Consider the following 12,253-nt stretch of genomic DNA (forward strand, 5'->3'; position numbering starts at 1 on the left):
AACACCTCCGAGAAAGGTGGTTTTAATCACTGGAGGCCTTTGCCGGGGTTGGCTTATAAGCTTTTCCCCGGGCTTCGTGCGAAAACTACTTAAACATTTTTGGGAAACCTAACATGGTGAGGCGATTGACGGCAAGTAAACGGGAAGAAGAATATCTAGAGACGATGTACCTGCTCCACAAGAACAAGGGCGTAATAAGGGTTAAAGACATAGCAAAGGTAATGCACGTTAAACCCCCAAGTGTCGTCGATGCCCTAAAGAAGCTCGCCGAGAAGGGATTGGTTGAGTACGAGAAGTACGATAGGATCCTACTGACGGAAGAGGGAAGGAGAATAGCGGAGGGCATATACTCCAAGCACGTGCTCCTTACCCAGTTCTTCGTGGACATCCTCGGAATTCCGCCTGAGGTGGCCGAGCAGGACGCGTGCCAGTTCGAACATTACGTCCACGAAGTTACAGTGGAGAGGATAAAAGAGTTCGCGGCTTTCATCCAAGAGCAGTGCCCCTATGTTCTTAAACAGTTCATAAAGGAAAGGGTAGAAAAAGCCGATTAAAACGCCCCTCCTAAGTAGGCGAAATAGAGAGCAAAGGTGGCCGCCAGTATCCACATGGTTAGATGCACGTCCCTCCATTCTCCCTTGAACGCTTTTATCACCGTGTAGCTTATGAACCCGAGGCCTATCCCGGCCGATATCGAGTACGTGAAGGGTATCGCCATCACAACAAGGAAGGCGGGGATGGCCTCAGATGGGTCTGAGAAGTCTATGTTCTTTATCATGCTAATCATGTAGTAGCCAACCATGACGAGGGCAGGTGCGGTTGCAAAAAACGGTATAGCCGCAGCGAGGGGTGCTATGAACAGACCTATTCCAAGGAGTAATAGTCCCGTAACAAGTGCTGTCATTCCAGTTCTTCCGCCCTCCTCGATTCCGGTGGAGCTCTCTACGTAAACCGCTACCGTGGAGGTTCCAAGGAGGGCACCAAAGGTGGTTCCTACCGCGTCGGTCATAAGAACCTTCTCGGCATCGATCACTTTTCCGTCCTTGGTTAGATAGCCGGCCTTGGCGCTCAGCCCCGTGGCTGTTCCGAGGGTGTCAAAGAAGTCCACCATAAGGAATGCAAAGACAACTCCCACTACACCAACGTTGAGGAGACCCCTTAGATTGAGCTTTAGGAAGGTGTAATTTATCGTCGGGGTCGAGAGAATCTGGTGCGGCCACGGCGTGGTACCGGTTACCCAGGCAAGGATTGCCGTGGTCAGAATGGATATTAGAAGCGCTCCCTTTACACGGCGGGCTATGAGAACCGCCGCCAGGAATAGCCCAAAAAGGAAGAGCAGACCTCCTTTGCTGATAAGGGCGTGGGCATTGAGTCCTGTGAAGAGGAGAACGCCCTTACTGGTTGAGGCGGTTATGAGTCCGACGTTGTTGAGCCCTATGAACGTTAGGAACAAACCTATCCCCGCTCCAATAGCATACTTCTGACTCAGCGGGATGGCCTGGATCACGGCACTCCTAACCCTCGTAACGGTAAGGACTATGAAGATCAACCCCTCAACGAAAACCGCCGCGAGGGCAACGCTCCAGCTGTAGCCCATCCCAAGAACGACGCTGTACGTGAAGTAACCGTTCAGACCCATACCTGGAGCGAGGGCGAAGGGCTTATTGGCATAGAATGCCATGATGAGTGTTGATATCCCTGCAGCGAGGGCCGTGGCTGTAACCAGAGAGTCAAAGGCCCCCTTACCCATAGCCTGGCTGAGAATGGCTGGGTTGACAAAAAGGATATAGGCCATGGCCATAAAAGTCGTGAAACCAGCCAGTATTTCTGTTTTCATATCGGTTCCGTGCTTATCAAACTCGAAGTACCTCTCGAACCAGTTCATGAGAGCACCTCCGTGAATTGACTGATTTCTGCTAATATATCTGTTTTTTAAATGTTTTTTTAGCATCAAAATGTCAAAACAATGTGACTCGCCCTTTGTAACTCGAGTCCCATGGCGAGAAATGTTTTCTCGGATTATTTCCCAAGAACTGAGAAGTTTCTCACCTTGATGTCAACGTGCTCTGGAATCTCTTCAACGCTGAAGGGCAGCTCGTTTAGGAATCTTTCTGCAATCAGGCTTTTTCCATCGATTTCGAGCTTCAACCTTATCCTCCCCGGAAGGAGTTCGTAGTCAACTACCTCCGCCGTTTTCCCCGACTTAATGTAAACGCTCTCCGGCCTGAAGAATATCCTTATCCTCCCGTCCCGTGGTGTCTTGAAGCATAGCCCGCCCAGGCAGGCCCTTCCTCCTACAGCTCTTAGCTCCAGTATGTTGCTAATTCCTAAGAAGCGCGCCACGAACTCTGTCCTTGGCTTGTAGTAAAGCTCCAGGGGTTTTCCGACCTGCTCCACCTTCCCGACGTTCATGACTGCTATCCTGTCGCTTACCGCCATCGCTTCCTCCTGGTCGTGGGTGACGTAAATAGTCGTTATCCCAAGTTCGCGCTGAATCCTCTTTATCTCGCCCCGTAGCCTTTCCCTTATCTTGGCGTCGAGGTTGCTGAGCGGCTCATCTAAGAGGAGAACCTCCGGTTCCACAACCAAAGCCCTCGCGAGGGCGACCCTCTGCTGCTGGCCGCCGCTGAGTTGCTCTGGATAGCGCTTCTCCAGACCAGCCAGGCCCACTATCTCCAACGCCCACTTGACCTTTCGATCTATCTCCAGCTTTGGAAGCCTCTTCATCTCGAGGCCGAAGGCAACGTTCTTGAAGACCGTCATATGGGGGAAGAGAGCGTAATCCTGGAACACTATCCCTATGTTCCTCTCGTAGGGGGGTAAATCGTTCACGGGTTTTCCATCGAAGATTATCTCCCCCCCATTGGGTGTTTCAAAGCCTGCTATCATCCTCAGCGTCGTTGTCTTCCCACACCCGCTCGGGCCGAGGAGTGTGAGGAACTCTCCGTCCTCAACTACCAGGTCGCTTATCCCCAGCTTGAAACCCTCCCACTTCTTCAGAATGCCTCTCAGCTCGACCCTCACCATACCTCCTCACCTATTCTCTCTATCGCCAAGAAACCCAGCGTTGAAACCACCATCAGGAGAACTGAGAGGGCTGAAGCGCCCCCAAACTGCCTCGCGCCAAGGAATTTGTATATCGCAACCGTCATTGTCGTGTACTCCGGTTTGGCCAGCATGTAAGTGGCTCCAAGTTCGGCTATGCTTATGGCGAAGGCGAACACTGAACCAACGATAAGGCCCCCTAGGGCCAGCGGAAGCTCCACCTTTATGAAGGCCTTCCACTCCCTCGCACCAAGACTTAAAGCGGCCTCGAAGAGGTTCGGCCTTATCTTCTTGAGGCTCGTTGAAACCGCCCTGAGCATAAAGGGATAGGCTATCACTGTGTGTGCCACCGCAACGATCCAGAACGTGTAGTAAAGGGGGGTGGTGTGAAAGACCTTGATGTAGCCGAGACCAAGGGTTATCGGTGAGCTGGCCAGGGGAAGCATTGCCAAAACGTCAAAGAGCCTTTTACCCGTGAACCTCCAGCGGTGGAGTGCATAGGCTATGGGGAGCGTAACGATAAGTGATAGAAAGATTGTAGTGAAGCCGAAGGCTAGGGAGTTCCTTATCGCCCCAAGGGTGGTCACACCGAACATCGGGTTGTACTTGGCCGAGAATATCCTACTGTACCATTCGAGGCTCCAGTGACCGTTGAAGCGGAGAGAATCGTAGAGGACCGCCAGAAGAGGAGAAACTATAAAGATGAAGACTAGGAAGGAGTAAAATGCTATGGCAAGACCCTTGAGGCTCAACCAGTCCCACCGCGTGAAGGGAAGGGGTTTTCTGAAGACCCTCTGCTCCTCCCTCTTGGCGTAGGCATCAAGGGAGCGGAGGTAAAGGTACATGAAGGCAACGCTGAGTGTTATCTGAATTATAGCAAGAGCCGCCCCTGTTCTGAAATCGAGGAGCGTCATTACCGAGGTGAATATGTCCACTTCTATGGTCGCGTACTGATAGCCACCGATTATGAGCGGGATGGAGAAGCTGAGGAAACAGAAGACGAAGGTCAGCATTGCCGAGGCGAATATGGCCGGCGAGAGCATCGGGAGGGTTACACGCCAGAAGAGCCTCCAGCCCTTCGCTCCTAATGCCATTGCGGCCTCTTCATAGTGGGGATTGATGCGCTGCCAGAGGGACGAGACCATCCTGATTACGATGGGGAAGTTGTAGAAGGCGTGAGCCAGGAGTATACCCTTCCAAGAGTAGAGAATTCCAAGATCATGGCCAAGTAAGCCGGTTATTATGCCGTCCTTCCCGAAGAGCAAGATGTAGCCGAGGGCGACCATGACGCTTGGCATCACGAACGGAACCGTCAGGAGTGATTTTATGATACCCTTCCCGGGAAAGTCGTATCTGGCGAAGATGTATGCCCCCGGAAGGCCGAATGCCAGCGTGAGGAGCGTCGATGCTATGGCTTGCTCCACCGTGAAGAGGATTACACGACGGTGATAGTCGTTTTGGAGGACGGAGGAGAGATACTTCAGTGTGAACCCTCCGTTCCACAGACCGGTCTTGATTATGCTGATTAGGGGGACGTAGAAGAAGATTATGAGGAACGTAAGGGGAATCAGGAGCAGCAGACCAACCTTCGACCTCATGGGCAAAACTCGGTTTTGAGGGTTTATAAGTCTTGATTGAGCAAAGTTGTTAAGTCCAAACTCAAACCTTCCACGGTGATGGTATGAAGGCTCCAGAGCTGGGGATAAGAATCGGCTCCTTAGAGCATGGGGAGAGAAACTCCATAGCGGACCTGGGCATCAGAGTTGGCCACAGCACGCTCATCGAGGGCGATAGCGTGAGGACGGGTGTCACCGTTATCCTACCACCGGTGAGAAACCCCTTTAAAGAGAGACTCTTTGCCTCGGCCTTTGTCATGAACGGTTTCTCCAAGCCAATAGGCTTCATCCAGGTTGAAGAACTCGGCTACATCGAGACGCCGATAGCCCTGACGAATACGCTGAGCGTCTACACCGTTGCGAACGCTATGGTCAAACACATGATTGAACTCAACCCGGACTTAAGGAGCGTCTCTCCAGTCGTTATGGAGTGCAACGACTCCTACTTGAACGACATCAGGAAAATGGCCGTTCAGGAGGAGCACTACTTCGGGGCCTTGAAAAACGCATCCTTAGACTTTAAAGAGGGTTCCGTTGGGGCCGGAACCGGGATGAGCGCCTTCGAGTTCAAGGGCGGGATAGGCTCGTCATCAAGGGTAGTTGATGTTGGGGGCGAGGAGTACATTGTAGCGCTATTCGTCTTGGCGAACTTCGGTAAGCGGGAGGATTTGACCATCGCCGGAATTCCAGTGGGGCTTTATCTGAGGGACTACCCGGGTAAGGGTTCCTCAAAAAGGGGCAGTATCTCAATGGTCCTGGCAACGGATGCCCCTCTAACTGCAAGGGGGCTGAAAAGGCTCGCAAAGAGGGCAGTGATAGGCCTCGCGAGAACCGGTGGCTACGCCTACCACGGGAGTGGAGATGTGGTTTTAGCTTTTTCAACGGCCCAGCGGATTCTGACCGGGAAGGAACAGGAGATAGTGAGTTTCCTGCCCGATAATTCGTTGAACAGGCTCTTCAAAGCTACAGCTGAGGCCACGGAAGAAGCGATAATCAACGCCCTCCTGCAGGCTGAGACGGTGGAAGGAAACGGGCACGTGAGATATGCCCTGCCAGTGGATAGAGTTTCCCCGTTGCTGAAGGAGACTTCTCGGAGTCTTAGGTTTTAGTTTAAAACTTTAATCTATACTCTGGTTTTACGTTATTACCACATTGCCTAAAGCTTGTAAGAGATTTAAACTTTGAAAATCAGAATCCTTAAATATGAACATTACCTTTGCATAGTACGGGGGTGGTGCAGATGGTTAGGGTCGTTTTGAGCACTGATGAAACCCTCACAAGTACTTACCACGGTGTTCCCCTACTCGACTTTCTCGGCTGTGCCCCTTACGGCAGATTTCCCACCTGGATATACAACCTTCTCGATACGCAGATACCCGATGAGAACGGAGTTTTGCCCCAGGCACCGTATGGACTCAGGAAAGTTGAGGCGGCCCTTCTTAGGGGCGGATTTGAGAGGGGCGAGGTTGTCGTTGCACACCCAAGGAAAGTTGAGGGGTTCATAGGGAAGGACACAACGGTGGTGGCACTTTACGAAATGGATCCCCTTGGCCTCGGGCCGGTGAGCATGATGTTCACTGATGGGGGAAAGTGGAAGAACTACACCAGGGTGAAGTTTGAGGAATTAGTGGGGAGGATAAACCACCTTAGGGAATCGAGGGGCCTGAACTTCAAGCTCGTTGTAGGCGGTCCCGGGGCCTGGCAGCTCGACTTTAGGCCGGAGGTTAGGGAGAGGCTGAAGGTTGATCACGTGATAATTGGGGAGGTGGATCACGTCGCGGGGAAGCTATTCAGGGACATTGAGAGCGGGACCGCGGATGAAACGATAGTTGTCCGGAACTGGCCGAGGGTCGAGCAGATACCCGCGATAGTGGCACCGTCCTACGATGGCTTGGTTGAGGTTATGCGCGGATGTGGAAGGGGGTGCCGCTTCTGCGAACCCAACCTTAGGGTTGCCAGGTACATGCCATTGGAGAAGATAGAGAGGGAAATAAAGGTGAACATAAGGGCAGGAATAGATCACGCTTGGTTACACAGTGAGGACATATTCCTTTACAAGGTTGAGGACAGGAAAAACTTCTATCCAAACACGGATGCGGTTCTGGAGCTCTTTACAATGGCAAGGAAGTACACAAGAAACGTGAACCCAACCCACGGAACCGTTGCAGGTGCTTTAGCCGCCCCGGGGATGATAGAAGCGATATCCAACCTTGTTGAAGCTGGTCCAAGGCATTGGGTTGGCATCCAGGTCGGCTTTGAGACGGCCTCCTCCGAGCTGATTGGAAAGTATATGAACAACAAGATGAAGCCGTTCTCCCCAGAGGAGTGGCCCTGGGTTCTGCTCAACGGGACCTACGTCTTCAACAAAAACTACTGGTTCCCCGCTTACACGACCATCCTAGGCCTGCCCGGGGATACCGATGACTATGAGATAATGACCGCTAGGCTGATAATCACGATGGAAAAACAGCTCAAGGAGAAGGTCGGCAACAGGGCCCACTTCACTGTTACTCCCCTCTCCTTCGTCCCGATGGGGCTTCTCAAGAATCAGGAGTTCTACCATGTTGACGAGATGATCACTTACGGTCAGTTCCTCCACCTCTACTACGCATGGAGGCACACCGCGAAGGAGGTGGCGGGGGTGTTGCCCTCCGTAATGGGCAGGAACCTCTTCCTCATCCCATTCTACCCCCTGGCAAGGTTTGGTGTAAACGTTATTCTGAAGCAGATTGAGAAGTGGGGCAAGAGCAGGGGCTACGAACTCAAGAAATTAGAACCACTGGAAGACCTTCAGATCGAGGTGGAGGAACACAAATGGTACAACCAGCCCACCCTTGCGGAAGCCTATTAGACCTTTACCTCTTTATATTTTCTCTTCATCAGCAGCGCGTCTTCCTCAATGTTCGGGCTCTCGCTTATCACAACGCCCTTAACCCTGAACTCCTTGAGGACTCTGAGGAGATCCTCCCAGTTCATGTCGCTCTCCCGGAGCGGCAGGTGCCTCTTCTCACCCTTGTTCGTGTATTCGATGCCGCTCATGTGGATGTGCATGTTGTCCAGGGCCTCCCTGCCGAGTCTGTCCTCCATGAAAGAGAGCATCTCACGCCACTCCTCCCTTGAGTTGCACTTTCCAATGTTCCTCGCGTGCGCGTGCGCGAAGTCTATCGTCGGTAGGACCATCTCAAGCTCCTCACTCAGCTTGACTATCTCCTTTAGGTCGCCGAACTGGGTTGGCTTTCCAGTAAGCTCTGGCCGTATCCAGACCTCAACTCCCTTATCCATCAGCCTCTTCTCAACGTCCCTCAGCTCGTTCAGAATTCTCTGGTAGACGCTCTCCTTTGGCTGCTTTAGGTAGTAACCGGCGTGAAAAACCACACTCCATCCCCCTGCCTCGTAAAGCCGCTCAGCGCTCTGGACTATCCTATTTTTGCTAGCCTCTATCTTTGATCTCTCGGTAGCGTTGAGGTTGATGTAGTAGGGGGCATGGGCGGTGAGAAGAACATCGTTCCTCTTTGCAACGTACTTTATCTTCTTCGCTAGTTCTGTCTTCATGTTGACCCCGCGGACGAACTCAAGCTCCATCGCGTCCAGTCCTAGGTTTCTTACATGGGTTATGCCGTCTATGGTCGAGCGCTTGGAGGTCGAGAGCGGAATTCCAGCCGTTCCAAAGCGCAGTCTGTCAACTTTGAGCATTATCACCACCCAAAAGAATTAGGTGGACCTAATTTATAAGCCTACCGCTCGATGTTCGTCCCGACTGCCTTCTCCAGTTTCTTTATCTCATCCTCAAGCTCTCTTTCGAGGTGTTCCAACCGGTTCTTCAGCTTCTTTAGTTCCTTTCCTTTTTCGTCCATCAGGGATTTTATCCTACGTATCTCATCTTCTATGGAGGCGCTCCCCGCTAGTATGTCCTCCCTGTGGTTCTCGATTTCTTCCAGTTTCTTCTTCTCATAGTTTAACTCTTCCACCTTTCTCGGAAGATTCTCAAGGAGCCATCTAGCGGCCTTTCTCTGCTTTGGATCCAGTTTTGGTTCAATCTTCCTAACAAAACGTAGAAATTTCTCTGGTTCCCTGAGAGCGATTGAGCTGTCATGGACGAGTTCCTCCGCTATTTCTTCACCAAGGCGCATCCTCTTAACCGGCTTCTGGAGTTTTGATGCCTTCGAGCGCACTTCCATCTCGGTACCCTTGACTTTTAAGCGGAGGGCTTTTGCTTCCCTCTCGATCTCTTCCAGCCCTGACTCGTGGTAGAACTCCTCAAGGGCAATCTCGGCCTCACTAAGACGCCTTTTCAGCTTCCTAAGTTCTTCCTCTGTTCGTTTGATATCCTCACGCGTTTTCTCTATTTCTCCCATGATTTCCTCCACGTTCACCTCTTCAAGTCCTTTCTCGGCAAGCTCATTGTAGTAGTCCATATACTCCTCGTTCAGCTCCTTCAGAAGGCGGTTTATTGCGTAGACGTCCTTCTCGAAGATTATCAGGAGGTACTTCCCGTGCCCCACGTGGAGTTTTGCGAGGTCAGGAAGGCGCTTTCCAAGGCTCTCCATATCGTTGATGCCGTTCAAAGCATTTCTGAGGGCAGTTACGTAGTTCCTCCGCTCTGCTGTTACTATCTTTCTTATGTTGCCGTCCACATCCTTTGGAATATCCCTGCGCTCAAGAGTATCTATCCTCCTTATGAGTTCTTTAATCAGCTTCTCCATCCTTTTGTTGTGTTTCCTCTCGACCCCTTCCCGCTCTTTAGTGGCTTTTCTCTTTCTCTTCTCGTACTCTTTAAGCGCTTGTTCCAGCCTCAACTTTCTCCCATCCCCTTACTTTTCCCCTCATATAAGCTCCGACTAAAACCGCAACACCCACGTCTAGGAGGGCCATCACCATCTCTGTGAAGACTTGTACGTTGGAGAGCGTCAGCATGGCCATCGCGTACCTCGTGGTCAGATCTATCGTCACCCACATCGCGGGCATCATGATGAGTGCTGAAACCTGATACCAGATGTGATAATCCTTCCTCAAGTATGACTGTATAATCTTGCCGCTTATCATAACGGCGATCCCTACTATTAAGGATGCATTGAGGGCGTTTAGGTAAATTAGTGTCGCTAGGAGTGGTGTTCCCGGGTAGCTGCCTATTAACTCCAATGAATACTGTTCGAGGCGGAAGTAGGAGTTTATAGCCCCTCCCGCGATTATCAGGGAACCGGCTATGATAGATATCACAAAGACGAACTGCCTTGCCATCGTCTCCCTGACTTTGAGGTGGAAGCCCTTCGTGAAGAAGTAGCCGCCGATAATGAAGAGTATCGCACCGGTTATTGTGGCGGAGATGATCTTGATGCTCTCCGGATACCAGACTCCTATAAGTTTTGCTATTCCGTAGAAGAGCAGTATCATCCCTGGGATTCCGAGTAATACCTTCGCTACCTCAGGATCACTTAGAATCTCCCTCATATAACGGTAGAGGATGTAGTAAGTCGTCTCTATGCCCTCATTTTGCTTGACCACGATGCGGTGGGAGCTTATTATCGGCACCTTTGAGGCTATTATGGGAAATATCTGCTCGTCCTCGGCACCATCTGTGACCGTTATGACCCCGTCTGCCGGAAACCCCTCGAGAACCTCCTCCAGCTGTCTCGCCAGCTCCATGTCGCTCTTTACTCCGACCTTTGGGTGTCCGGTTATGAGGGCAACCTCTACTTTATCAAACTCACCGCTTCCCCTGAGTTCGTCGTGGAGCTTAACCGCAGCGTAGACAACGTTCGCATCGCTGTCCTCCGGGTCGGCGAGGCTCAGCTTTAAAGCCGCATCTATGCATGCCTCTCTCCCCACCACCGGGCCGGGAACGTTAGCCTTCTTTCCAAAATCGTCGTCGCGGTCTATGGCTAAAACTAGGGCCTTGATATCAACCACCCCTCACTTTCTCCATGACGGATTTCACCTTATCCTCCATCTTTCGCTCCTTATCGCGTCTGTCGTCGATCCTGACTGTAGTCGAGACCCTCTCCGCGCCGAGTTTGAACATCAGCTCGTGCACTTCCCCTATCAGAGCGAACGCGTCCTTCACGGTCGGGGTCTCTATTATCGTTGACATCGGGGTCAGTTGATACTTAACACCCTTACTCTCTAAAAGCTTTACTACCTCTGCAACGTACCTGCTCAAGCTCTTCTCACCGAGGGGCACAATGATGAACTCGGCGATGACCATTTTCGACACCCGACTTAACCTAGCTCGGCAATCTTTTAAGCGTTGCGGGAAAAGTAAATAACTTTCGGAGGTATCTCTCTATGGGTGGTTCATGTGTACATGGTAAAAGATGAGTGGGGTGAGTTCCTCGTCAGGCTTGCGAGAAGGGCCGTTGAGAAGTACGTGAGGAAAGGTAAGACAATAAAGCCCCCTGACGACACCCCTTCAGAGCTCTGGGAGAAGATGGGGGTCTTCGTCACCCTCAACAACCGTCACGCGCCGCCCCAAATGGCTCTGCGCGGTTGCATAGGCTTTCCCCTTCCGATTTACCCGCTAGTTGAGGCGACGATAAATGCGGCGATATACGCGGCCGTGGATGATCCTCGCTTCCCACCGGTGAGGGAGAGCGAGCTTGATGATATCGTTGTGGAGGTCAGCGTTTTGACGCCGCCCGAGCCAGTGGAAGGGCCACCGGAGGAGAGGCCGAAGAAGATCAAGGTCGGTCGCGACGGCCTGCTCATTGAGAAGGGCATCTATTCTGGCTTGCTCCTTCCGCAGGTTCCCATCGAGTGGCACTGGGACGAGGAGGAGTTTTTAGCGCAAACCTGCTGGAAGGCAGGCCTTCCGCCGGACTGCTGGCTCGACCCTGACACGAAGGTCTACCGTTTCACTGCCGAGATATTTGAGGAAGAAAAGCCCTGGGGGCCGGTGAGAAGGAAGCCTCTGGTTTGAGGTGATAACATGGGCGTCCTCAAATCCTTAGCCGTTATCCTGGCGGCGGGGGCACTCTATTACTGGCTTACTGGGAAGGCGATCGAAAAGTACAAGGAAGCGTGGATAGATGGTCGGGGCTTTGGCGTCCGCATCATGTCTTACACGGTTATATACGGGCTGATTGCCCTCTACGCCGTTTTCCATGCCTAACCATTTCCCATCTTCGCAATGAAGAAGCTGTTGCAGTCGTGTTTGTGGGTCCACGCCCTGAAAACCCTCTCGCCGACCTCAAGGAATCCTCTATCGCCCCAGCTGAAATCGTAGGGGATAAGCTCTAGTCCAACGTGGTTTACCGCGAAGAGGACGTTCTCCTCGTCTTCATCTACTCTAACCGAGCAGGTTGAGTATGTCATCTCGCCGCCGTCGCGAAGGTTCTCGTAGGCGTTGCGGAGCATGTTTCTTTGCACGCTGGTTATGCGTTTAGCCTTCTCCCCGTCAAAGCGCCACTTGGCCTCTGGGAACTGCCGGTATGTCCCTGAGCTTGAGCACGGCGCATCGAGGATTATTTTATCAAAACCTGTATTGTCCCTGAAGCTCTGGCCGTCAGCGTGGACGAGTCTGACATTTTTAATTCCTAAAATCTTTATCTTTTCTCTCATTCTCATCAACCGGTCGTAGGAATAATCCACCGCTACAA

General features: G+C 52.0%; 12 protein-coding genes and 1 pseudogene. 5 read left to right on the plus strand and 8 right to left on the minus strand.

All coding sequences use genetic code 11. The annotated features are described in order from the left end of the window. The first annotated feature begins 125 nt into the window (after positions 1 to 125). Positions 126 to 554: a metal-dependent transcriptional regulator gene (locus tag MV421_RS08535; RefSeq protein ID WP_297518213.1), complete on the plus strand. Its 429-nt coding sequence runs from the start codon at positions 126 to 128 to the stop codon at positions 552 to 554. Here MV421_RS08535 and MV421_RS08540 read toward each other — a convergent pair. The 3 genes from MV421_RS08540 to MV421_RS08550 form a co-directional block, all read right to left on the minus strand. Then, positions 551 to 1,885 (minus strand): NCS2 family permease, encoded by a 1,335-nt coding sequence (locus MV421_RS08540; RefSeq protein ID WP_297420955.1) that lies wholly within the window; start codon positions 1,883 to 1,885, stop codon positions 551 to 553. The genes MV421_RS08535 and MV421_RS08540 overlap by 4 nt on opposite strands. Positions 1,886 to 2,019: 134 nt before the next feature. Next, positions 2,020 to 3,027, minus strand: coding sequence for an ABC transporter ATP-binding protein (locus MV421_RS08545; RefSeq protein ID WP_297420952.1), 1,008 nt, complete (start codon positions 3,025 to 3,027; stop codon positions 2,020 to 2,022). Then, complete coding sequence (locus MV421_RS08550) at positions 3,021 to 4,643, minus strand: iron ABC transporter permease (protein ID WP_297420950.1); 1,623 nt, start codon at positions 4,641 to 4,643, stop codon at positions 3,021 to 3,023. Before MV421_RS08550 ends, MV421_RS08545 begins: the two co-directional genes overlap by 7 nt. Positions 4,644 to 4,726: 83 nt before the next feature. Between MV421_RS08550 and MV421_RS08555 the strand changes: the two genes are divergently transcribed. Both MV421_RS08555 and MV421_RS08560 read left to right on the plus strand, forming a co-directional pair. Next, on the plus strand, positions 4,727 to 5,770 hold the full coding sequence (locus MV421_RS08555; RefSeq protein ID WP_297420949.1) for a P1 family peptidase: 1,044 nt from the start codon (positions 4,727 to 4,729) through the stop codon (positions 5,768 to 5,770). Between the two features lie 131 nt (positions 5,771 to 5,901). After that, complete coding sequence (locus tag MV421_RS08560; RefSeq protein ID WP_297421002.1) at positions 5,902 to 7,512, plus strand: radical SAM protein; 1,611 nt, start codon at positions 5,902 to 5,904, stop codon at positions 7,510 to 7,512. Here the strand turns inward: MV421_RS08560 and MV421_RS08565 are convergent. Genes MV421_RS08565 through MV421_RS08580 form a run of 4 tightly spaced genes read right to left on the minus strand, consistent with a single transcriptional unit; the run spans position 7,509 to position 10,863 of the window. Next, positions 7,509 to 8,354, minus strand: coding sequence for a deoxyribonuclease IV (locus tag MV421_RS08565; RefSeq protein WP_297421000.1), 846 nt, complete (start codon positions 8,352 to 8,354; stop codon positions 7,509 to 7,511). The two genes, MV421_RS08560 and MV421_RS08565, sit on opposite strands and share 4 nt — an antisense overlap. A 41-nt stretch (positions 8,355 to 8,395) precedes the next feature. Further along, positions 8,396 to 9,457, minus strand: a complete 1,062-nt coding sequence (locus tag MV421_RS08570) for a hypothetical protein (RefSeq protein ID WP_297420948.1) — start codon at positions 9,455 to 9,457, stop codon at positions 8,396 to 8,398. Further along, positions 9,435 to 10,568: a DUF373 family protein gene (locus MV421_RS08575; RefSeq protein WP_297420946.1), complete on the minus strand. Its 1,134-nt coding sequence runs from the start codon at positions 10,566 to 10,568 to the stop codon at positions 9,435 to 9,437. Before MV421_RS08575 ends, MV421_RS08570 begins: the two co-directional genes overlap by 23 nt. Then, complete coding sequence (locus MV421_RS08580) at positions 10,561 to 10,863, minus strand: MTH1187 family thiamine-binding protein (protein ID WP_297420997.1); 303 nt, start codon at positions 10,861 to 10,863, stop codon at positions 10,561 to 10,563. The genes MV421_RS08575 and MV421_RS08580 overlap by 8 nt, the downstream gene beginning before the upstream one ends. Positions 10,864 to 10,956: 93 nt before the next feature. On the opposite strand from MV421_RS08580, the gene MV421_RS08585 reads away from it, so the two are divergent. After that, a complete protein-coding gene (locus MV421_RS08585) occupies positions 10,957 to 11,574 on the plus strand; it encodes a TIGR00296 family protein (RefSeq protein ID WP_297420945.1) in 618 nt (205 codons plus the stop codon). A 9-nt stretch (positions 11,575 to 11,583) separates the two neighbouring features. Then, complete coding sequence (locus MV421_RS08590; RefSeq protein WP_297518206.1) at positions 11,584 to 11,766, plus strand: hypothetical protein; 183 nt, start codon at positions 11,584 to 11,586, stop codon at positions 11,764 to 11,766. Here the strand turns inward: MV421_RS08590 and MV421_RS08595 are convergent. Then, positions 11,763 to 12,253 (minus strand): annotated as a pseudogene (locus MV421_RS08595) (SAM-dependent tRNA/rRNA cytosine-C5 methylase); the annotation flags it as partial. The gene MV421_RS08590 and the pseudogene MV421_RS08595 overlap by 4 nt on opposite strands.

It is taken from the genome of Thermococcus sp. (assembly GCF_027023865.1).
In the GTDB taxonomy this organism is placed as follows: domain Archaea; phylum Methanobacteriota_B; class Thermococci; order Thermococcales; family Thermococcaceae; genus Thermococcus.

Coding starts and splice junctions, on each gene's coding strand:
- MV421_RS08540 (WP_297420955.1), bottom strand. CDS start 1,885: ATGAACTGGTTCGAGAGGTACTTCGAGTTTGATAAGCACGGAACCGAT.
- MV421_RS08545 (WP_297420952.1), bottom strand. CDS start 3,027: ATGGTGAGGGTCGAGCTGAGAGGCATTCTGAAGAAGTGGGAGGGTTTC.
- MV421_RS08550 (WP_297420950.1), bottom strand. CDS start 4,643: ATGAGGTCGAAGGTTGGTCTGCTGCTCCTGATTCCCCTTACGTTCCTC.
- MV421_RS08555 (WP_297420949.1), top strand. CDS start 4,727: ATGAAGGCTCCAGAGCTGGGGATAAGAATCGGCTCCTTAGAGCATGGG.
- MV421_RS08560 (WP_297421002.1), top strand. CDS start 5,902: ATGGTTAGGGTCGTTTTGAGCACTGATGAAACCCTCACAAGTACTTAC.
- MV421_RS08565 (WP_297421000.1), bottom strand. CDS start 8,354: ATGCTCAAAGTTGACAGACTGCGCTTTGGAACGGCTGGAATTCCGCTC.
- MV421_RS08580 (WP_297420997.1), bottom strand. CDS start 10,863: ATGGTCATCGCCGAGTTCATCATTGTGCCCCTCGGTGAGAAGAGCTTG.
- MV421_RS08590 (WP_297518206.1), top strand. CDS start 11,584: ATGGGCGTCCTCAAATCCTTAGCCGTTATCCTGGCGGCGGGGGCACTC.